The organism is Mycolicibacterium sp. TUM20985 (assembly GCF_030295745.1).
In the GTDB taxonomy this organism is placed as follows: Bacteria; Actinomycetota; Actinomycetes; order Mycobacteriales; family Mycobacteriaceae; genus Mycobacterium.
Map to the genome: position 1 here is coordinate 3,049,290 of NZ_AP027291.1, position 19,920 is coordinate 3,069,209.

Here is a 19,920-nt window from a genome sequence, read left to right on the forward strand (position 1 = left end):
GTCGTCGTGAGGCAAGTACAGGCGAGCCGAATTGCTACCGATCCCAACAATCGACGGGGGTACGGTGAGCACGTGGCCGAACCGGATGACGAGATCATCGACGCGGAAGTCGTACCGGACCCGCTCCCGGCGGCACCGCTCGATACCGGCTACACGCCCGAAGGCGTTCCGACCTTCGACGGTGTGAGGGAGAAGATCGAGACCCGCTACGGCACCGCCATCGGATCCGCGGAGTTGGCGTCGGAGACCGCCGAAGGCCGTGACGTCGAGGAACGATACGAAGCCCGGCAGCGCGCCGCGCACGATCGGCTCGAGGAGATCAGGGCGTCGATGCGGGACCAGCCCGACGGGAGCTGACGTGCTGCGGTCCTTCACCGTCCAGGAGCGGCGGGCGAGGCTGGCGCGCCGCCACTTCCTCGCCGAGCCGACCGACCTGACCGTCGCCGGCCTCGCCCGCACCTTCGTGGGGCTGCACGCCACCGATCCGGCCACGCCGTATCTGTCACTATGGGCGCGCCGCAACGGGTTTGGCGTCGGTGATCTCGACGCCGCCCTGTACGACGATCGCGACGTGGTCAAGCACCTCGCCATGCGGCGCACGCTGTGGGTGTTCGACGTCGACGACCTGGCGGCCGTGCAGGCGGCGGCGAGCGCTCGGGTGGCGGGCAACGAGCGCAAGAGGCTGATCGCCGACGTCGTCAGGGCAGGCATCGCCACAGACGGTGAGGCGTGGCTGGCGGCGGCGTCGAGCGCGGTCCTCGAGCACCTGCACGAGCACGGCCATGCCAGTGCGCGTGAGCTTCGTGCGGCCCTGCCCGAGTTGGCGGGCACCTACGACCCGGCGCCCGGCAAGAGTTGGGGTGGGCCGGGGCCCATCTCACCCCGGGTGCTGACGGTGCTGGGCGTCGAGGGGCATCTGCTCCGCGGGCCCAACGAGGGCCGCTGGACGACGTCGCGCCCGAAGTGGTCTGCCGCCGTCGAGTGGCTCGGGACGATCGAAGCACCGATGGATCACGACGCAGCCCGGGCGCACCTGATCGAGACGTGGTTGCGGACGTTCGGACCCGCGACCGTCAACGACGTGAAGTGGTTCTTCGGACACACCCTGACGTGGGCCAGGGAGGGTCTGCGCGACGTCGGCGCCGTCGAGGTGGACATGGACGGGACCGCCGGGGTCGCGTTACCCGACGACCTGGAGGCCGACGCTCCGTGCGAGCGCTGGTGCGCCCTATTGCCCGGCCTCGACGTGACGACGATGGGCTGGCAGGACAGGGGCTGGTATCTCGGCGAGCATCTGGCCCAGGTGTTCGACCGCAACGGCAACGCCGGCCCGACGGCGTGGTGCGACGGTCGGATCGTCGGCGGCTGGACTCAAGACGGCGACGGCCGCGTCGTCGTGCAGCTCCTCGAGAAGCTCGACGCCAGGGCGTCGAAGGCGTTGGCGCGCAAGGCCGATCAACTCACCGAATGGCTCGACGGGGTGCGGATTGCCCCTCGCTTCCCGTCTCCGCTGTCCAAGGCGACGTAGCGCTCAGGAGACCTTGCGCCGCCTCTTCGCGGGCGCCGGCGTCGGCAACATCTCGGCAAGGAACTGACCGGTGTAGCTCTCCGACACCGCGGCTACGTCCTCCGGGGTGCCGGTGGCGACGACCATACCGCCCCCGCCGCCGCCCTCCGGACCCATGTCGACGATCCAGTCCGAGGTCTTGATGACGTCGAGGTTGTGCTCGATGACGATGACCGTGTTGCCCTTGTCGACCAGGCCGTTGATGACCTTGAGCAACTTGCGGATGTCCTCGAAGTGCAGCCCGGTGGTCGGCTCGTCGAGCACGTAGACCGTGCGTCCCGTCGACCGCTTCTGCAGTTCGGCGGCCAACTTCACGCGCTGGGCCTCACCTCCGGACAGCGTGGGTGCCGGCTGCCCGAGCCGCACGTAGCCGAGCCCCACGTCGACGAGGGTCTTCAGATAGCGGTAGATCGACGTGATCGGCTCGAAGAAGCCCGTCGCCTCCTCGATCGACATGTCGAGGACCTCGGAGATGGTCTTGCCCTTGTAGTGCACCTCGAGCGTTTCCCGGTTGTACCGGGCGCCGTGGCAGACCTCGCACGGCACGTACACGTCCGGGAGGAAGTTCATCTCGATCTTGATGGTGCCGTCACCCGAGCACGCCTCGCAGCGGCCGCCCTTGACGTTGAAGGAGAACCGACCCGGCTGGTAGCCGCGGACCTTCGCCTCGGTGGTGGCCGCGAACAGGGTCCGAATCTTGTCGAAGACACCCGTGTAGGTGGCGGGGTTGGACCGCGGCGTGCGTCCGATCGGCGACTGGTCGACGCGCACCAGCTTGTCGAGCTGGTCGACTCCGTTGATCCGGGTGTGGCGACCGGGAACCTGACGCGCGCCGTTGAGCTTGTTCGCCAGAACGGACGCCAGGATGTCGTTGACGAGCGTGGACTTGCCGGACCCCGAGACGCCGGTGACCGCGGTCAGCACGCCCAGCGGGAAGGACACGTCGATCTCGCGCAGGTTGTTCTCCCTGGCGCCGACGACCGTGAGCTGCCGCTTGCGATCGATGGGACGCCGAATGGCCGGCACCTCGATGCTCTCCTTGCCGGAAAGGTAGGCACCGGTGATGGATTCGGGGTTGGTCAACAGGTCGGCATACGTGCCGCTGTGCACGATGAGGCCACCGTGCTCACCCGCCGCGGGACCGATGTCGACGACCCAGTCGGCGTGGGCGATGGTATCGAGATCGTGTTCGACGACGATCAACGTGTTGCCGAGATCCCGCAGGCGGACCAGCGTGTCGATCAGCCTGCGGTTGTCGCGCTGGTGCAACCCGATCGAGGGCTCGTCGAGCACGTACAGCACACCGGCGAGCCCGGAGCCGATCTGAGTGGCGAGCCGAATGCGTTGTGCCTCACCGCCGGAGAGCGTGCCTGCCGCGCGGGACAGCGTCAGGTAGTCCAGGCCGACGTCGAGCAGGAAGCCCAGCCGCGACTGGACCTCCTTGAGCACCTGGCCCGCAATGGCATGCTCACGCGTGCCGAGCGTGAGCCCGTTGAGGAACTTTGAACAGTCGGCGATCGACAACTCGCAGACCTGCGCGATGGATTTCGCGTCGTCTCCCGCGGCGAGGCTGACCGCGAGGATCTCCGGCTTGAGGCGCGTGCCCTCGCAGACCGGACACGGGACGTCGCGCATGAAGCCGTCGTAGCGTTCCTTCATCTGTTCGGACTCGGTCTGCTCCATGCGGCGGTGCAGGAACGCCATCACGCCTTCGAAGTCGGCGTAGTACGAGCGAGTGCGGCCGTACCGGTTCTTGTATCGGACGTGCACCTGCTCGTCGCAGCCCTCGAGGATGGCCTTGCGCGCCTTGGCGGGCAGCTTGCGCCACGGGGTGTCGACGTCGAATCCCAGTGTCTCGCCGAGCCCTTCGAGCATCCGGGTGAAGTAGTCGGCGTTGTGGCCCATCGCCCAGGGTGCGATGGCACCGTCGGCGAGGGTCAGATCCGGGTCGGGCACCACGAGGTCGGGGTCGACCTCCTTGCGGATGCCGAGACCGGTGCACTCCGGGCAGGCGCCATAGGGCGAGTTGAACGAGAACGACCGCGGTTCGAGGTCGTCCACCGCAAGGGCGTGCCCGTTGGGGCAGGCGAGTTTCTCGGAGAATCGTTGTTCACGATGCGACGCATCCTCGTCCGCGTCGACGAACTCGAGCACCAGGATGCCGTCGGCGAGCCCGAGCGCCGTCTCGACCGAATCGGTCAGGCGTTGCTTGGAACTGGCCTTGACGCTGAGGCGGTCGACGACCACCTCGATGTCGTGCTTCTCCTGCTTCTTGAGCTTCGGCGGATCGGTCAGGGTGTGCACGACGCCGTCGACGCGTACGCGGCTGTACCCCTGGGCGTTCAGCTTCTCGAACAGGTCGACGAACTCGCCCTTGCGCGTCCGCACGACCGGAGCGAGCACCTGGAACCGGGTGCCCTCCTCCATCGCCAACACCTGGTCGACGATCTGTTGCGGCGTCTGCCGGGCGATGCGCTCACCGCACACGGGGCAGTGCGCGGTGCCCGCGCGGGCGTAGAGCAGCCGCAGGTAGTCGTAGACCTCGGTGATGGTGCCGACGGTCGAGCGCGGGTTGCGGTTGGTCGACTTCTGGTCGATCGACACCGCAGGCGAAAGACCCTCGATGAAGTCGACGTCGGGCTTGTCCATCTGGCCAAGGAACTGCCTGGCGTAGGCCGAGAGCGACTCGACGTAACGCCGCTGTCCCTCGGCGAAGATGGTGTCGAAAGCCAACGATGACTTGCCCGAACCGGACAATCCGGTGAAGACGATCAACGAGTCGCGTGGCAGGTCGACGTCGATGCCTCGCAGGTTGTGCTCGCGCGCTCCCTTGACGATCAGGCGGTCAGCCAACTGATCCCTCTCTGGTTCCATACCGCTGTCCAAACCCCGCGACAGCGCTCCGCACCATGCTATGTCCAGGGTCCGACACGTCCCGAGTCACGCCCCCGCCGAAACGGCTACCGTGACGGACATGACCGTCGTCGACGACAACTACACCGGCCATGTCGAATCTGGTACCGCTGCGCGGCGCACCCTCCCCGGCGCGACGATCGTGAAGGCGTCGGTCGGCCCCATGGACAACAACGCGTACCTCATCACGTGTTCCGAGACCGGTCAGACGCTACTGATCGACGCCGCCAACGATGCGCCGATCCTGCTCGACCTCATTGCTCGGCACGCGCCGACGCTGTCCCTCATCGTCACCAGCCACCAGCACGGCGACCACTGGATGGCGCTCGAGGAGGTGGCCAAGGTCACCGGCGCGCCCACGGCTGCCCATCGGCTGGACGCCGAGCCGCTACCCGTGCCACCCGACCGCATCCTCGCGCACGGCGACACCATCGACATTGGCGCGCTGACCTTCGACGTCATCCATCTGCAGGGCCATACGGAGGGTTCGGTGGCGCTGGCGCTGAGCGGGCCGGCGGCGGGCGACGCCGTTCAGTTGTTCACCGGTGACTGCCTCTTCCCCGGCGGCGTCGGCAAGACGTGGCGCGACGGTGACTTCGACCGGCTGCTCGGCGACGTGTCGATGCGGTTGTTCGACGTCTATCCCGACTCGACCGTCGTCTACCCGGGCCACGGTGACGACACCACGATCGGGAACGAACGGCCGCACCTCGCGGAGTGGAAGGAACGGGGCTGGTGATGGTGATGGTGATGGTGGAAGGTGCCACGCGATGAGCGGATGGCCGAAACCCGACAAGACCGGACCCGGTGAGGAGTCGGTGTGGGATTACCCGCGACCGCCGAGGCTCGAGGAGTTCCGCGGCTCGATCACGATCGAACTGGACGGTCAGACCATCGCCTCCACCGATCACGGATGGCGGGTACTGGAGACCAGCCACCCACCCACCTACTACCTGCCGCCCTCCGCGTTCGCGGACGGCGTGCTGCGTGAGGCGCCGGGGTCGTCGTGGTGCGAATGGAAGGGCGTGGCGTCCTACTACGACCTCGTCAGCGGTGCGCGCGTGGCCGAACGAGCCGGCTGGACCTATCTGGAACCGACGCGGGGTTTCGAACCGCTGACCGGCGCCATCGCCGTGATGGCGGCGCAGGTCGACCGGTGCACGGTGAACGGCGAACAGGTCGAATCGCAACCGGGCGGCTTCTACGGCGGCTGGATCACCAGTTGGGTCAAGGGCCCGTTCAAGGGCATTCCAGGATCGAGGGGCTGGTAGCCCCCACCGTCAGGAGGTGTGGACGATCAGGACGTCGGACTTGGACCGACGCGCGACGTTCGCGGGCACCGAGCCGAGCAGTCGGCCTGCGATCGTGCTCAGCCCCACGTTGCCGACGACGAGGAGGTCGGCCTTGATCTCTTCGGCCAGATCGACCAGGGCGTCGACCGGAGCGCCGACGACGGCCTTCTCCTCGACGTCCTTGGCGCCCGCGGCGTGGGCCCGTTCCCTGGCCTCGCGCAGGATGGCGTAGATGGGCGCATTGCCCGACATCTTGTAACCCTCGTCCTTGAGGACGTCCGCAGCCCGCGCGTCCTCGCTCTGGGGGAAGTATGCCGTCGCCACCACGAGCTTCGCCTCCGCTCCCGCAGCGATCTGGGCGGCCCGATCTACCGCGCGCAGCGATGAGTCCGAACCGTCAGTGCCGACCAAAACGGTCTGATAGGCGCCCATTCATGCCCTCCAGTGTCGATTGCCAAGCCACCCGAGACAGTAGCCCGTCGCTTACCGACAGGGGCCGATTCGCTCGGATGACATGCGTACTGCCGGAGCTGATCCTAACCGGAGCTCGCACCGAGGCTACTCAGTTGGTGACCAACGGTACCCAGATCGATGCATCGCGCGGCGGATCGCATTCGCTGTCGCCACGTGACCTGGGTCATCGTTGTTCCGATGATGGAGCCTGAAATGCTTTTCGCGCAATGACTTTCAAAGACGACACCGAGCCGGTCGCGCTGCCGAGGATCCAAGGTGGCGGGCTCGGCTGCCTCGACGTCGACGGGGAGTGCGCCGCCGGTGTCGGAGAACGTGTCGCGGTGTCACGGTTCGTCGTCGCACCGCCCGGGCCGGTGCCGGAGATTGCTGAAGGATCTCCTTCCACGCCCGCGGCAGGTCGGTGGCTCCAGATCAGGGCCTAACCGGTCCGTGGTTTGCCGAAGTACAACTCCTGGGTGGCGATGCACACCACCTGGCCGGTGCGGTTGTACATCGTCGCCGTGGCCAGTCCGCGGCCACCGATCCCGCTGGGCGAGAACTGATCCGACAGCACCCAATCCGACAGGTCGACCGGTCGGTGGAACCAGAGGGCGTGGTCGATCAACGCGTTGTACGTCGTGAGCGGCGTGGCGCGCCGCATCGCGATCGCCGTCTCTAGCATCGTGGTGCCCGAGAGGTACGTCAGAAGGCAGCTGTGCAGCACCTCGTCATCGGGCACGGAATCGGTTGGGCGCCACCACATCCGGATGCGGGGTGAGGGCTCGGGCAGCTCGATCGCGAGCCGGGGCGGCGGGTCGACGTAGCGAAGCTCGAAGGGCTGCGGACGCACCCAGTGACCGTCGAATTCGTCGGCGTAGTCAGCCAGTTGGCTGGCGACGGGAAGCACTGACTCGGGATCGGGTGTGTCCGGCATCGGGGCGTGATAGTCGACACCGTCCACCGGCGTGCTGAACGACGCCAGTGCCTCCAGCAGCACCTCGCCGTCCTGTCGCGCGGTGACCTGTCTGGTGGACAACGTCCCACCGTCGCGAGATCGCACGACGTGAAAGTCGACAGGACGCCGGGCGTCACCGGCGCGCAGGTAGTACACGTGCACGCTGTGCGGCGTGCGACCCGGCGCGGTGCGACTCGCCGCCATGAGCGCCTGGCCGGCGATGTGCCCGCCGACGATGTGGTGGGCGGGGTTGTCGAGTTGGGCGGCCACGAAGACGTCGTCGGTGATCTGATCGACCTGCAACGTGGCGATGACGTCGGCGAGTGCCGGCGAACGGTAGGTCACCACGGCATCATGCCGCAGCGCGGACCGTCAACCCCGGCCGCATCGTTGCCGCGCGGTCTGGTTCAGTACGCGTCCGGATTCTGCTGTATCGCGAGCGGCACGGGGTGTTGGTAGAGCCGCGAGGCGTTCTCCCACGTGACCTTCCGGATGATCTCGTCCGGGAGGCCGCTGATCTGTTCTGCGATCGTGCGCTGAGTGTGCGGCCATGTCGAGTCACAGTGTGGGTAGTCGGCTTCGAGCAGGATGTTGTCCGCGCAGATCCGCTCGTACTGGATGAACGACGACTGGTCCTCCACCGCGCAGAACCAGAAGTTCCGCGTGAACACCTCCGCAGGTGTCAGGGTCTCTCCCAGATCGCGCCACGTCCCGTACATCTCGTGGTAGCTGAGCATGTGGTCGAGCCGATCGAGAAGCCCAGCCACCCAACCGATGCCACCCTCGGACATACAGATCTTGAGATCCGGATAGCGGGTGCACACGCCGGAGTAGAGCCAGTCGACTGCGGCGGAGATGGCGTACGCGAAGAAGAGCACCCCCTGAACGTCGGGGGGCGCGTCATCGGTGGTCGACGGCGACGTGCCCGAGGACCCGATGTGCAGATTCACCACCGTCCCGGTCTCGGCGCATGCGGCCATCAGCGGCTCCCAGTATCCGGAGTGGATGGTCGGCAGGCCCAACATTGCCGGGTTCTCACTGAACGTCATCGCGTGGAAACCGCGATCGGCGTTCTCGCGGATCATCGTGGCGGCGACCTCGGGATCGAGCAGCCACGGCAGTTAGCACGGGATGATCCGGTCGGGGTAGGCACCCGCCCACGCCTCGAGGTGCCAGTCGTTCCACGCCCGAACCGACGCCATCGCAAGGTCGCGATCGCTTGTGACCTGCTGCAACCGCTGACCGGCGAACCCCGGCAGGAACGACGGGAAGTTCAGCGACGCATACACGCCATTGAGGTCCATGTCCTTCACCCGCGCATGGATGTCCCAGGCACCGCGCCGCATCTCGTCGAACCGGGTCGGCTCGAAACCGTATTCCGACACCGGCCTACCGACCACCGCGTTGAAGCCCACGTTGGGCAGTGACTTTCCGTCGTACATCCAGGTCTGCCCACCGCCCTCGGTGTCGACCACCCGCGGGGCGCGGTCGGCGAACTTTCGCGGCACCCGCCCCTCGAAGGTATCCGGCGGCTCGACGATGTGGTCGTCGACCGAGATCACCGTGTACTGCCGCGCCGCCCTTTCGGGCTCAGGCAGGAACGTCACCGTCCGCTCGGCCCCGGTCCCCGCGGTGGTGAAGTTCAGGTTCGCCGACATCTCGTCGATGGAGGCCATACGCCTATCTCCCTCTCTCGTCAGCGAATTCGTTCAGTCGAGGACGCTGCGGTCGGCCTTGATGGTCATTCGCGTCGCTCCAGCCCAGTACACGTCGGCTGCCCGCTCGATCAGCGACGCCTGCATCCCGACCATGTCGCCCCGATCCATCTGCGACGGGGTCCGGCCGGTGAGCAGCACGTCGTAGGCCAACCGGCACACCCGCTCGATGGACACCGCGCGGTACACCGCCTGCGCCAGGTTGCGTCCGGTCGCGATCACGCCGTGATTGGCCAAGATGACGAGGTTGGCCGAGCCGACCTGCTCAGCCAGCTCACCCGCCCGCCACGGCGCATCGATCTCGCCGTCGTAGGTGGGCACCAGGTACATGTCGTCGAGGAACAGCGCACCGGTTTGGTGAACCAGTTCCGGCAGCATGCCGAGGGCGGCGATCAGACTGACGTAGTAGGGGTGGTTGTGGATCACCACCCTGGCGTCGGGTCGCTTCCCATGCAGTTCGGTATGGAGGTGGATGGCCGGGGTGACATCCCAGCGGCCGCGGACCACCCGGGCGTTCTCGTCGACGACGCAAATGTCCGACGCGGTGAGCTCCTGCCACCACAAGCCCCATGGATTGACGAACATGTCGGTCCGATCGTCGGGCTGCCAGGTGATGTGCCCCGCCATGTTCTCCGCGAACCCGACGTCGGCGAGGTGACGGAAGGCCACCGCCAATTGTTGTTCGTCGTTGAGGTCCACGCCGATGGGTGGCACCTTCGTGGGCGCCCACACACCCAAGCCGCCCCGTCGAACCCGTTCTTCGGTCATGGCTCGACTCCCGCTCGCTCCGGTCCTCGCTCGTCCCTCGCTGCGATCCTCACTCCCGCTCGTCTTCGGAAGGTCACGGCTCCAGTGTCGATCGGATGAGGTCGCGAAGTTGGCCTTTGGCGATCTTGCCCCCCGAGGAACGCGGCAGTTCGTCCAGGACTTCGAGCCTTTCTGGCAGCAGTCCCTTGGACACGCCGAGCCCCAGCAGGTGCTCGACGAGGGCGGGCAGGTCGAGCATGACCGCATGCTTCAGCTCGACGTAGACACACACCCGTTCGCCGAAGCGGGGGTCTGGCATCGCGACCGCCGCAGCCACCGCGACGGCCGGATGGGTGGCGACGACCTCCTCCACCGCGACGGCGCTGATGTTCTTCCCGCCGCGCAAGATGAAGTCGGACGTCCGGCCGGTCAAGCTGAGATAGCCCTCGGCGTCCAGTTCGCAGATGTCACCCATCCGCATGCCGCCGTCGGGGGTGAACAATTCGTCATGACCCACGCCGTCGAGATAACCGAGGCTGGTCGCCGGGCCATGGCAAACCGGTTGTCCTCGACCAGATTCCGTGACGTCGAGGTCACCATCGAACAGTCGGACGTGCATCTCGGGGACGATCCGTCCTGCGGTCCGAAGGCGGCGGTGCAACGGATCCGCCAGTGTGGTCGCGCTCAACATGCCGGTCTCGTTGGAGCCGTAGAACTGCAGGATCGTCACCCCCGTCAGCTCCTCGAACTGGGCGGCCTGCGCGTACGGCAGCGGCTCGCCACCGGTGAACACGATGCGCAGGCTCGTCAGATCATGCTCGCGTGAGGCCGGATTCGCCAGGAGCATCGCTAATTGCGTACTGACGCAACATAATACGGTTGCATGGTGACGTTCGACCGCGGCGCAGGTGGCGACGGGGTCGAAGCGTTCGATCCTGACCGTCGTCGCGCCCAGATGGATTGGAGTGGTGTGGGAGGTCCAGATTCCGAAGCCGAACGGTGTGGGAATGACCGGAAGGAACACGTCGTCGGCGGTGAGCTCGGCGTTCGCGACCGCCTTCTGATGGAAGTAGTACCAGCGATTCTGGGTATGCACGACGCACTTGGGCGTGCCGGTGGTGCCCGACGTGGAGTTGATGAGGAAGACGTCGTCGGGGCCGACCGGTGAAAGGCGGCTGTCGACGACCGGTTTCGAGTCGGGATCGACGACGAGCTCGTCGGAATCGAGTCCGAGGACGACGGCACGCAGGGCCGGGTCGGCTGCCGCAGCCGCCTGCGCCGCTGCCGCTCCTCGGTCGGTGTCGCTGACGAGCAGGGATGGCGTTGCGGCCAGAAGGATGTTGGTGACCTCGCGGACGCCGGCCCGCGCTCCTAGCCCTATCGCCACTGCGCCGCAGCGCTCGATCGCCAGCAGCAGCACGTGGATCTCGGAGCTGTCCCGGTGCCACACCGCCACGCCGTCAGCGGGCGTCACCCCCAGGCCTTGCAGTTGGCGGGCCAGGTTGGTGGCGGCCCGGTCAACCTCGGACCACGTCAGGACGCGGTCGGGTGAGTGGAGCGAGAAGTCGACGAACGCCCGCTTATCCGGAAATGTCGCGGCATTGCGCCGTACGCAGTCCGAGAGCGTGGTGTCCGACCACCAGCCGGCCGCTCGGTAGTGCGCGGCCTCGGCACTGTTGACGGCGCCGACGACCATCGCCGAATCATAGGGAAATGAGGGGTCGGCGTCTGCCAAGTGCGAATGAAACCTCGTCGCGGGCGTACTGCGACGCGTTCGCGAAGACTCTTCGAAAAAAGTGTGCGAACCGTGGCCGCTCGCGCCCCCTAGCAGGTGAACGCAGCCAAACCTGGCGGCGACACCTCGAAGGAGTACGACATGACCACCACGATCACGACGCGCCGCGGCAGGTCCATTGCCGCCACGATGCTCGCTGCGGCAGCCATTACCGGCGCCCTCGGCACCGCGGTGCCCGCCGACGCTGCCCCCGCCAAGTACATCGCCATCGCGTACTCGCCGGCGAGCGGACACATCGGCACTGGTCAGAATTCCAACCTCGATACTGCCGTGGCGGGCGCGCTGAGCCAGTGCGGTGGGCACTGCGCGGTCGAGACGTGGTCCAAGAACGGATGCGTCGCGATCGCCGTCAGCGGTCAGTATCACTTCGGCTGGTACGGCTCGAACCTGAGGGATGCCCAGCAGGGCGCCATGCAACGAACCGGGCCCGGTTCGTACGTGGCATGGTCCGGTTGTGTGAAGTGACGAACTGGTCGGCCCGCCGTCCGTCCGAAGGCAGGCCGACCCGTTCTGGTGAACGATTTGGGCGGTGCCCGCGTGTTGTGAGAGACACGTATTCTCACAGCGACCTGACAGGAAGATCGCATGACCGTCGCACCGGCCGAATTCGATGACGCACCCGACGATGCCGAGCTCGCGTCGGCCGCCGCCCAGGGCGACCGAGCAGCCTTCTCGGCGATCTATGACCGATACGCCGATCGGCTGTACGACTTCTGCGCGGGTATGTTGCGCGACACGGATGCGGCGGCCGACTGCGTGCAGGACGTGTACGTCGACGCGGCGACCCAACTCGTTGCTCTGCGTGATCCGAGCCGATTGCGGCCCTGGCTCTACTCCATGGCGCGCAACCAGGCATTGAAACGCATTCGGGCCCGTCGTCGCGAAATGCCAACCGATGAGCTGCCCGAATTCGACAGTGGCGAGCCTGATTTGGCGACGCTGGCGGCCCGCAGCGAACTAGCCGACCTCATCGCCGATGCCTGCGGAGGGCTTTCGGAGCGGGACCGCACCGTCTTCGAACTGACGTACCGGCACGGTCTCGACGGCACCGAACTGGCCGACGCGCTCGGGGTCAGCCATACGAATGCGAACACCCTCACCGGGCGGCTGCGCGACGGCATCGAGCGATCGCTGGGGGCGTTGTTGGTGTGTCGCGGCGCGAAGACCGACCCGTCGCGCTGCCCCGAACTGGCGTCGATGCTCGACGATTGGGATGGCACGTTCACCGTTTTGATGCGCAAGCGCGCTGCTTGGCACATCGACGGCTGCACGGTGTGCGAAGAGGAGCGCCGTCGCAGGGTCAACCCGGTGGCCCTGCTCGGCGGCGTCCCGGTCTTCATCCCCGCGCCCGCCGCGTTGCGCGAACCCACGCTGACCGCAGCCTCCCGTCGGCTGCCCGCCGCCCCACAGCCAACCCGGGCGGTCGTCAAGCCGCACCTTTCGGGGTCGCAGGGGCGTCAGGTACGGACCGCACTGGTCGCGGTATTCGTCATCCTCGGCATCGCGGGGGTGGCTCAGGTGTGGGCGCCGATGCTCGTTCGAGAGCAGCCGGTGAGTCCGGTCAGCGAGGTCGACCTGGCGTCCACGGACCCGCTGCCAACCAGGACGCCGCTGAACGGGTCGGCCTCCTTGGCCCCGAGTGTGCCATCGACCACCGCGGCGCCGAGCGAACCGGTTCGACGTCCGACCACGACGGTGGTCACGACTGCGGAGACCACTGCTGCACCAACGCGTACCACTGACAAGGCCGCGCCGACGACATCGACGACACGAGTCAGCTCGTTCAGCCCGACCAGGTCTTCGTCTTCGACCGAGCGGACAACCCAAACCCGAACGCGCACGTCGACTTCGACGGCGACCGCGACATCGACGGTGACCAGCTCGAGCAGCAGTAGCGCGCCGCCAACGCCCACCACCATGACCAGTGACCCGATCGAGTAGCGTCTGCGCCAGCGGCGAGATCGAGCGAGTGACGGGATTTGAACCCGTGTGAACGGCTTTGCAGGCCGGTGCCTAGCCACTCGGCCACACCCGCGATGTCGATGACGATGCCACGGGTCCTCCAAGGCGACCATGGTTGGAATCGACGTGATCGCTAGTCGTTGGTGTTCCCCCGGCGCACCTCGAACGTCCGGGGCCCAAGCTCTCGTCGACGCCATGCCCCAGCAGTAGACGTTCGTCACACGAGCGGGACGCCCGTAGCAAGCCCACCCCGGGGCCAGCCCTCTGGAGAATTCTCCCACTCCTCCTGCCGTCCGTATGGCGTCAAATCCAAGAACGGATAGCCGGCGGACGAGTGGTCGAGTCCGCGCGCAAACGCCGAATAGGTGTGGAACACCTCGTCGCCACGGCGAAGGAAGACGCTGGCCCCCGGCCAGTCGCCACGAAGGTCCTCGTCGGACCAACCCTCGGCGTGCAACTCCGCAAGGGACTTGTAGTTGTATTCCACTGGCGCGCGGGAAGAATCGAGCGTCACGTGGAAGTCGTAGGTGAAGTCGCCGTCGCGCGACGAGTACCACGGAAACGTCCACCCGTGCTGGTCGCGGTAGCGGGCGATGCTCGCGTACGGGGCGCGCGACACGCAGGCGAAGGTCACGCCCCTGGACTCCAGCAGTGCCCGATCCTTCGCGGTGAACGTGAGATCAGCTGCCGCGGTGCAGCTCGGACAACCCCGATCTTCGGCGTCGATCCACATGAAGTGGTGAACGTACAGCTGCGGCCTCGACTCGAACATGTCGAGCAGCCGCACTTCGCCATCGGGCCCTTCGAAGACGTAGTCCTTGTCCACCTTGACCATTGGCAGGCGCCGCCGGTCGGCGTTGACGGCATCCCGAAGGTGCGTCACTCTCGCTCGCGCGCCAGTAGTCGTCGGCGGGCGGCCAGCCATTCTTCGCGGCTTACGGCGTCGGGGTACGCATTTGGTGTCATGAACGGGTAGACCCGCCGACCGTCGAAGAATCATCGCGGTGCAGGCCCAACGCGATACCTTGTCCGCATGGATATCTGGCTGGCGGATCCGCCGTTCTTCGGCGGCCCGGGTCAAGGCACCCGTCAGATCATCGAGCTTTTCGTGGCGTTCGGCCTGACGGCGCTCATCGGTCTCGAGCGCGAAGTCCAAGGCAAGAGCGCCGGGCTACGGACGCAGACCATCGTCGGCACCGCGGCGGCGTTGATCCTGCTGGTGAGCAAGTATGGCTTCCAGGATGTGTTGGTCGACGGGCTCGTCGTCGTCGACCCGTCCCGCGTCGCAGCGCAAATCGTTTCGGGCATAGGCTTTCTCGGCGCCGGGATCATCATCTTTCGGCGTGGCTCCGTGCACGGCCTGACGACGGCGGCCGCGGTGTGGGAGTCCGCGGCCATCGGCATGGCGGCCGGGGCGGGCTTGCTGCTCCTGGCGTGCACCGTGACAGCGATGCACTTCCTCATCATCCTGGGGTTCATGCCCGTCGCGAAGCGCCTCGCCGCCCGACTCAGCGGTTCGGTGCGCTTGCACGTCACCTATGTGGAGGGCCGCGGCGTGATGTCGGCCATCTTGCAGGCGTGCGACCGACGCAACTGGCAGTTGGCCGAGCTCGAGTCGGATCCCACCGGCGGCGTGCTGCTCACCCTGTCCGGCAACGGCATCCTGGGGGCGCCGACCCTGCTGGCGGGCATCGACGGCGTGACGGCGATCCGGCAGCTCGACGACGATCCCGACTAAGCGGTCACCCGGTAGCGGCTGGCGCGGTACGAGGCGATGACGCCGACGGCTGCGAGGGCTGCCATCACCGCGAACATCCACCTCGCACCGGCGGCATCGCCGCGATCGGTCAGGTTGACCACGATGCCGGCCAGTCCCGCTCCGAATGCGCCACAGATGAGCTGCACGGTGTTGATGGCCGCCGCTGCGGTGCGTCGCTCGGCGGGATCGTCGCTGCTGCCCATGGCCCAGGCCGACAGATGGGGCCACGCCATCCCCACCCCGGTGCCGGTGACGACCAGGGCCAGCACCCATACTCCGATGACCGGTCCTGGTGCGTCCTCGACTTGGCTGGCCGCGGCGAGCCCCAGCCCGATGGCCATCACCAGCGGCGCGACGGCGACCACCCGTGCGATGACGCGGGTCTTCGTCAGGGACGCGCTAGCGATCTCACTGAGTGTCCATCCGACGGCCACCGAGACGCCGAGGAAGCCGGCCGCCACCGGCACGAGATGCGCCAGCCGCTGACCGAAGAACGGCACGTACATGTCCGCCATCGTCGCTGCCATCAACACCCCGAGCGTGAGGTAGATCCACTTCAGCGGACCCGGCCGAAAGGCCATGGGCGGCAGTACCGATGCCGTGGTCCGCCGATCCACGACGACGAACACCCCGACGAGCGCCACGCCCAGCGCGAGCAGGCCGCCGGTCGCGGCGAGGTTGCGCACGATGCCGGCCACACTGACCGCCAGCGCGGCCACCCCGAGCAGCAGCAAGGACCACACCGGTATGCGGTCGGCGCCGGGCCGGTCCGCGTCCGCCGTCCGACCGGGAAGCACGAACGGCACCAACGCCGCCATACCCGCTGTCAACAACGCGAGCAAACCGAACGCCCAACGCCAGGAACCGAATTGAGCGAACAACCCACCGGCTGCCGGGCCCACCAGGGTGCCGACGCCCCACATCGCCGACACGAGCGCGGACGCCTTGGTCCACAGCGACTGCGGTAACGCGGAATTGATGACGGCGTATCCCAGACCGGCGAGCAGCCCACCGGCGGCACCCTGGACCACGCGACCGAACAAGAGGAACTCCATGCTCGGCGCCACGGCGCACAGCACGCTGCCCACACCGAACACGCCAAGACCGGACACGTAGGCCCATCGCGGCCCCAGCTTCGTCAGCACCGAGCTCACGGTGGTGGCCGCCACCACCGATGCGACCAGGTAGACGGTGGTGACCCAGGCGTACAGACGCTCGCCGCCGATCTCGGCGACCGTGCTGGGCAGCAGGCTGATGGTGAGGAATTCGTTGGTGGCATACAACGCCACCCCACCGGCCAACACGGTCGAGGCCCCAAGGTTCTTCGGCCCCAACAGTTCGGCCCAGGTCCCGGCCGGGGTGCTCTCGGTCTGCGTCACGCCGCCAACCGTACGAGCTCAACCACGGTTGAGATCAAGCGTCATCCGATCATCTACTTCAGGCCTGCGGCGTCCATGCCCCGAAGCTCCTTCTTCAAGTCGGCGATCTCGTCGCGGATGCGCCCGGCCAGCTCGAACTGCAGATCCCTTGCCGCAGCCATCATCTGCGCCGTGAGGTCCTTGATGAGATCGGCGAGCTCGGCGCGCGGCATGTTCGACGTGTCCCGGCCTTCGAAGATGCCCGCGCTGACCGCACGACCGGGTTCGCCTTGCGCGCGTCGTCCGCGTGAGGAGTTGCGTCCGGACCCACCCACGTCGACGGTCGCGTCGGTGTCGTCGGCCTCCCGGTAGACCTGGTCGAGGATGTCGGCGATCTTCTTCCGCAGCGGCTGTGGGTCGACGCCGTGCGCTTCGTTGTAGGCGATCTGCTTGGCCCGGCGCCGATCGGTCTCCTCGATGGCCTGCTTCATCGAATCGGTCATCTTGTCGGCGTACATGTGTACCTCACCCGACACGTTGCGCGCCGCACGCCCGATGGTCTGGATGAGGCTGCGCGCCGATCGGAGGAAGCCCTCCTTGTCGGCGTCGAGGATCGACACCAGCGACACCTCGGGCAGATCGAGACCCTCGCGGAGCAGGTTGATCCCGACCAGCACGTCGTACTCGCCGAGCCGCAACTGTCGAAGCAGCTCGACCCGACGCAGCGTGTCCACCTCCGAATGGAGGTAGCGCACCCGGATGCCGAGTTCGAGGAGGTAGTCGGTGAGGTCCTCGGCCATCTTCTTGGTCAGCGTGGTGACCAAGACACGTTCGTCGAGTGCGGTTCGTTTGCGGATCTCGCCGATGAGGTCGTCGATTTGCCCCTTCGTCGGCTTGACGATGACCTGCGGGTCCACCAGGCCGGTCGGGCGAATGACCTGTTCGACGAACTCGCCGGCCGACTGGCTGAGCTCATAGGGACCCGGCGTCGCCGACAGGTACACCGTCTGCCCGACGCGTTGGGCGAACTCCTCCCACGTGAGCGGCCGGTTGTCGACCGCCGACGGCAACCGGAAGCCGAAGTCGACGAGGTTTCGCTTGCGCGACATGTCGCCCTCGTACATGCCACCGATCTGCGGCACGGTGACGTGGGATTCGTCGATGACCATGAGGAAGTCTTCGGGGAAGTAGTCCAGCAGCGTCGCGGGCGCCGTACCTGGTCCACGGCCGTCGATGTGGCGCGAGTAGTTCTCGATGCCCGAGCAGAACCCCACCTGCTTCATCATCTCGACGTCATAGTTGGTGCGCATCCGAAGTCGTTGCGCCTCCAGCAGTTTGCCCTGACCCTCGAGTTCGGCCAGGCGCGCCTCCAGCTCCTTCTCGATGCTGGAGATCGCCATTGCCATGCGCTCGGGCCCGGCGACGTAATGAGTGGCGGGAAATACGCGCAGCGAGTCCACCTTGCGCACCACGTCACCCGTCAGCGGATGCATGTAGTAGAGCGATTCGATCTCGTCGCCGAAGAACTCGATGCGCACCGCGAGCTCCTCATAGCTCGGGATGATCTCCACCGTGTCGCCGCGGACCCGGAACGTTCCTCGGGTGAACGCCATGTCGTTCCTGGCGTACTGCACGTCGACCAGAAGCCGCAGCAGCCCGTCCCGAGGCACCTCGTCCCCCACGGACAACTCGACCGAGCGGTCAAGATACGACTGCGGGGTACCGAGGCCGTAGATGCACGACACCGACGCCACTACGACCACGTCGCGACGTGACAGCAGGTTGTGCGTCGCGGAATGCCTGAGCCGCTCCACGTCGTCGTTGACCGAGCTGTCCTTCTCGATGTAGGTATCGGTCTGCGCGATGTACGCCTCGGGCTGGTAGTAGTCGTAGTACGAGACGAAGTACTCGACGGCGTTATTGGGCAACATCTCCCGGAGCTCGTTCGCCAGCTGGGCCGCGAGCGTCTTGTTCGGCGCCATCACCAGCGTGGGCCTCTGCAGCCGCTCGATGAGCCAGGCCGTCGTGGCCGACTTGCCGGTACCGGTGGCGCCCAACAACACCACGTCGCGCTCTCCGGCGTTGATCCGACGCTCCAGTTCTTCGATGGCAGCGGGCTGATCCCCGGCCGGGGAGTACTCGCTGACGACCTGGAACTCGCCGCCGACGCGCACGACGTCGTCGACGGCGCGGTATTCCGATTTCGCGACGACGGGGTACTCGGTAGCAAAAGCCATTTCACCAGGGTAGAACCAACCACCGACAACTGCGATTCCCCGGTCGCTCCGCTCGCTACGCTCCTTCTCATCCACCCGCCAAAACGCGAGACCTTCGACCTCGCCGCCCGCACGAACACCGATCCCAAGGGCATCGTGCGGGACGTCGACGTGTACGCCAAACAGCCGTGGGGGCTGTACATGGCCAGGCCAACGCCGGGCCGGGCGCAGTTTCACTACCTGGAGTCATGGCTGTTGCCGTTGCTCGGACTCAGGGTCTCGATCTTTCACTTCAACCCCGGCTACGAACGTGATCAGGACTTCTACCTCGACGTCGGCAGTTTCACCGTCGACGGTGACGTCTGGCGTGCCGAGGACTATTACCTGGACCTCGTCCTCCGGACGGGCGCGGGAGTCGAGCTCATCGACGTCGACGAGTTGCTCGAGGCGGTCCGACAGGGCCTACTGAGCCCGGCGACGGCGACGGCGGCAGTACAGACCGCGGTTGCCACCATCGACGGGCTGGCCCGCCACGGCTACGACCTCGGGCGGTGGCTCGCGAACCGCGAAATGGTCCTCACCTGGCGGGGAGCGTAAAGTCTGCGTTCATGGGCATGACCATGCGCGGGTTGACGGCGGCGGTTTCGACGACCGTTCTGCTGCTCGGCGCACAGGTGCTTCCGACCATCGCCCAGGCCGACCCGGGCGTTCCGCCCTCACCCGGTGCCACTGAGCAGTCGGCGGGCACGTTGCCACCGCCATCCGATCCAGAGACTCTAGATCTCGGGCCGGGTCCGTACAACGTGGTGTACCGGGCCCGCGTCGACGGCGTCTCCCGCGGTGCAACGATCAGCTACGCCATGGCAGACGACCAGGTCAACACCGCCAATCCGACGATGGTTCCCGGGCGCACCTTCGAGGCGACGGGCGTGGTGTCCCAGATGCAGAAGGCAGGCATGCAGGTGTCCATTCAATGGCCCTACTCGGCCAGCCTGCACTGCGAGATCCTCGCGAACGATCAGATCGTCGCGGCGGCCGACCAATTCGTCGCGCCGCGGTTCACGCCCCAGCACAACGACCCCGGTTACGGCGTTCTCAGTTGCGGAACGGTCACCAACTTCCCGACCGGCAACACTGCCCCCGTCGATGCCCCTGCGCCCGTGGAGCCTGCTCCGGCCGCCTAGCGTC

General features: G+C 66.8%; 18 protein-coding genes, 1 tRNA gene and 1 pseudogene. 10 read left to right on the plus strand and 10 right to left on the minus strand.

Annotated features, from left to right (window positions below; genetic code table 11):
- Nucleotides 1–72: 72 nt before the first annotated feature.
- A complete protein-coding gene (locus QUE68_RS14985) occupies nt 73–357 on the plus strand; it encodes a hypothetical protein (RefSeq protein WP_454786261.1) in 285 nt (94 codons plus the stop codon).
- Between the two features lie 4 nt (nt 358–361).
- Entirely contained in the window at nt 362–1,528 is a 1,167-nt protein-coding gene (locus QUE68_RS14990; RefSeq protein ID WP_286275830.1) for a winged helix DNA-binding domain-containing protein, read from the plus strand.
- 3 nt (nt 1,529–1,531) lie between these two features.
- Here QUE68_RS14990 and uvrA read toward each other — a convergent pair whose 3' ends face one another.
- Nucleotides 1,532–4,420 (minus strand): excinuclease ABC subunit UvrA, encoded by a 2,889-nt coding sequence (uvrA, locus tag QUE68_RS14995; protein ID WP_284230948.1) that lies wholly within the window; start codon nt 4,418–4,420, stop codon nt 1,532–1,534.
- A gap of 121 nt (nt 4,421–4,541) precedes the next feature.
- On the opposite strand from uvrA, the gene QUE68_RS15000 reads away from it, so the two are divergent.
- Both QUE68_RS15000 and QUE68_RS15005 read left to right on the plus strand, forming a co-directional pair.
- Nucleotides 4,542–5,219 carry an MBL fold metallo-hydrolase gene (locus QUE68_RS15000; RefSeq protein WP_286274080.1) on the plus strand — a complete coding sequence of 226 codons (678 nt, stop codon included), beginning with the start codon at nt 4,542–4,544 and terminating at the stop codon, nt 5,217–5,219.
- Between the two features lie 31 nt (nt 5,220–5,250).
- On the plus strand, nt 5,251–5,751 hold the full coding sequence (locus QUE68_RS15005) for a DUF427 domain-containing protein (RefSeq protein ID WP_284226833.1): 501 nt from the start codon (nt 5,251–5,253) through the stop codon (nt 5,749–5,751).
- A gap of 9 nt (nt 5,752–5,760) precedes the next feature.
- Here QUE68_RS15005 and QUE68_RS15010 read toward each other — a convergent pair whose 3' ends face one another.
- Nucleotides 5,761–6,204, minus strand: coding sequence for a universal stress protein (locus QUE68_RS15010; RefSeq protein ID WP_284226834.1), 444 nt, complete (start codon nt 6,202–6,204; stop codon nt 5,761–5,763).
- 248 nt (nt 6,205–6,452) lie between these two features.
- Here QUE68_RS15010 and QUE68_RS15015 point away from each other — a divergent pair, with 248 nt between their 5' ends.
- The gene (locus QUE68_RS15015; protein WP_286274081.1) at nt 6,453–6,668 is read left to right on the plus strand and encodes a hypothetical protein; all 216 of its coding nucleotides are present in this window, start codon (nt 6,453–6,455) and stop codon (nt 6,666–6,668) included.
- Here the strand turns inward: QUE68_RS15015 and QUE68_RS15020 are convergent.
- The 4 genes and pseudogenes from QUE68_RS15020 to QUE68_RS15035 all read right to left on the minus strand — a co-directional run bounded on the left by QUE68_RS15020 (nt 6,665) and on the right by QUE68_RS15035 (nt 11,338).
- Nucleotides 6,665–7,525, minus strand: a complete 861-nt coding sequence (locus QUE68_RS15020) for an acyl-CoA thioesterase (RefSeq protein ID WP_286274082.1) — start codon at nt 7,523–7,525, stop codon at nt 6,665–6,667. The two genes, QUE68_RS15015 and QUE68_RS15020, sit on opposite strands and share 4 nt — an antisense overlap.
- A 62-nt stretch (nt 7,526–7,587) precedes the next feature.
- Nucleotides 7,588–8,856 (minus strand): annotated as a pseudogene (locus tag QUE68_RS15025) (amidohydrolase family protein).
- 33 nt (nt 8,857–8,889) lie between these two features.
- Nucleotides 8,890–9,663, minus strand: coding sequence for a class II aldolase/adducin family protein (locus QUE68_RS15030; RefSeq protein WP_286274083.1), 774 nt, complete (start codon nt 9,661–9,663; stop codon nt 8,890–8,892).
- A 73-nt stretch (nt 9,664–9,736) separates the two neighbouring features.
- Nucleotides 9,737–11,338: a class I adenylate-forming enzyme family protein gene (locus QUE68_RS15035; RefSeq protein WP_286274084.1), complete on the minus strand. Its 1,602-nt coding sequence runs from the start codon at nt 11,336–11,338 to the stop codon at nt 9,737–9,739.
- 180 nt (nt 11,339–11,518) lie between these two features.
- Between QUE68_RS15035 and QUE68_RS15040 the strand changes: the two genes are divergently transcribed.
- Both QUE68_RS15040 and QUE68_RS15045 read left to right on the plus strand, forming a co-directional pair.
- On the plus strand, nt 11,519–11,902 hold the full coding sequence (locus QUE68_RS15040) for a DUF4189 domain-containing protein (protein ID WP_286274085.1): 384 nt from the start codon (nt 11,519–11,521) through the stop codon (nt 11,900–11,902).
- Nucleotides 11,903–12,022: 120 nt separating this feature from the next.
- Complete coding sequence (locus QUE68_RS15045; protein ID WP_286274086.1) at nt 12,023–13,378, plus strand: RNA polymerase sigma factor; 1,356 nt, start codon at nt 12,023–12,025, stop codon at nt 13,376–13,378.
- Nucleotides 13,379–13,401: 23 nt separating this feature from the next.
- Here the strand turns inward: QUE68_RS15045 and QUE68_RS15050 are convergent.
- A tRNA-Cys gene (locus QUE68_RS15050) sits at nt 13,402–13,472 on the minus strand.
- A 144-nt stretch (nt 13,473–13,616) separates the two neighbouring features.
- Nucleotides 13,617–14,282 (minus strand): DUF899 domain-containing protein, encoded by a 666-nt coding sequence (locus QUE68_RS15055; protein ID WP_286274087.1) that lies wholly within the window; start codon nt 14,280–14,282, stop codon nt 13,617–13,619.
- A 150-nt stretch (nt 14,283–14,432) separates the two neighbouring features.
- Here QUE68_RS15055 and QUE68_RS15060 point away from each other — a divergent pair, with 150 nt between their 5' ends.
- Entirely contained in the window at nt 14,433–15,137 is a 705-nt protein-coding gene (locus QUE68_RS15060; RefSeq protein WP_284226846.1) for an MgtC/SapB family protein, read from the plus strand.
- On the opposite strand, the gene QUE68_RS15065 is transcribed toward QUE68_RS15060, so the two are convergent.
- Nucleotides 15,134–16,537, minus strand: coding sequence for an MFS transporter (locus tag QUE68_RS15065; RefSeq protein ID WP_286274089.1), 1,404 nt, complete (start codon nt 16,535–16,537; stop codon nt 15,134–15,136). The two genes, QUE68_RS15060 and QUE68_RS15065, sit on opposite strands and share 4 nt — an antisense overlap.
- 53 nt (nt 16,538–16,590) lie before the next feature.
- Nucleotides 16,591–18,753, minus strand: coding sequence for an excinuclease ABC subunit UvrB (gene uvrB, locus QUE68_RS15070; RefSeq protein ID WP_284226848.1), 2,163 nt, complete (start codon nt 18,751–18,753; stop codon nt 16,591–16,593).
- A gap of 69 nt (nt 18,754–18,822) precedes the next feature.
- Between uvrB and QUE68_RS15075 the strand changes: the two genes are divergently transcribed.
- Nucleotides 18,823–19,329 (plus strand): DUF402 domain-containing protein, encoded by a 507-nt coding sequence (locus QUE68_RS15075; protein WP_286275831.1) that lies wholly within the window; start codon nt 18,823–18,825, stop codon nt 19,327–19,329.
- Between the two features lie 11 nt (nt 19,330–19,340).
- Nucleotides 19,341–19,916 (plus strand): hypothetical protein, encoded by a 576-nt coding sequence (locus QUE68_RS15080; RefSeq protein WP_286274090.1) that lies wholly within the window; start codon nt 19,341–19,343, stop codon nt 19,914–19,916.
- Nucleotides 19,917–19,920 lie beyond the last annotated feature (4 nt).

What these genes read in the sequence shown, in the direction of transcription:
- QUE68_RS15015 (WP_286274081.1), top strand. Translation starts at nt 6,453, where the DNA reads ATGACTTTCAAAGACGACACCGAGCCGGTCGCGCTGCCGAGGATCCAA.
- QUE68_RS15035 (WP_286274084.1), bottom strand. Translation starts at nt 11,338, where the DNA reads ATGGTCGTCGGCGCCGTCAACAGTGCCGAGGCCGCGCACTACCGAGCG.
- QUE68_RS15060 (WP_284226846.1), top strand. Translation starts at nt 14,433, where the DNA reads ATGGATATCTGGCTGGCGGATCCGCCGTTCTTCGGCGGCCCGGGTCAA.
- QUE68_RS15045 (WP_286274086.1), top strand. Translation starts at nt 12,023, where the DNA reads ATGACCGTCGCACCGGCCGAATTCGATGACGCACCCGACGATGCCGAG.
- QUE68_RS15030 (WP_286274083.1), bottom strand. Translation starts at nt 9,663, where the DNA reads ATGACCGAAGAACGGGTTCGACGGGGCGGCTTGGGTGTGTGGGCGCCC.
- QUE68_RS15080 (WP_286274090.1), top strand. Translation starts at nt 19,341, where the DNA reads ATGGGCATGACCATGCGCGGGTTGACGGCGGCGGTTTCGACGACCGTT.
- QUE68_RS15040 (WP_286274085.1), top strand. Translation starts at nt 11,519, where the DNA reads ATGACCACCACGATCACGACGCGCCGCGGCAGGTCCATTGCCGCCACG.
- QUE68_RS15010 (WP_284226834.1), bottom strand. Translation starts at nt 6,204, where the DNA reads ATGGGCGCCTATCAGACCGTTTTGGTCGGCACTGACGGTTCGGACTCA.
- uvrB (WP_284226848.1), bottom strand. Translation starts at nt 18,753, where the DNA reads ATGGCTTTTGCTACCGAGTACCCCGTCGTCGCGAAATCGGAATACCGC.
- QUE68_RS15005 (WP_284226833.1), top strand. Translation starts at nt 5,251, where the DNA reads ATGAGCGGATGGCCGAAACCCGACAAGACCGGACCCGGTGAGGAGTCG.
- QUE68_RS15000 (WP_286274080.1), top strand. Translation starts at nt 4,542, where the DNA reads ATGACCGTCGTCGACGACAACTACACCGGCCATGTCGAATCTGGTACC.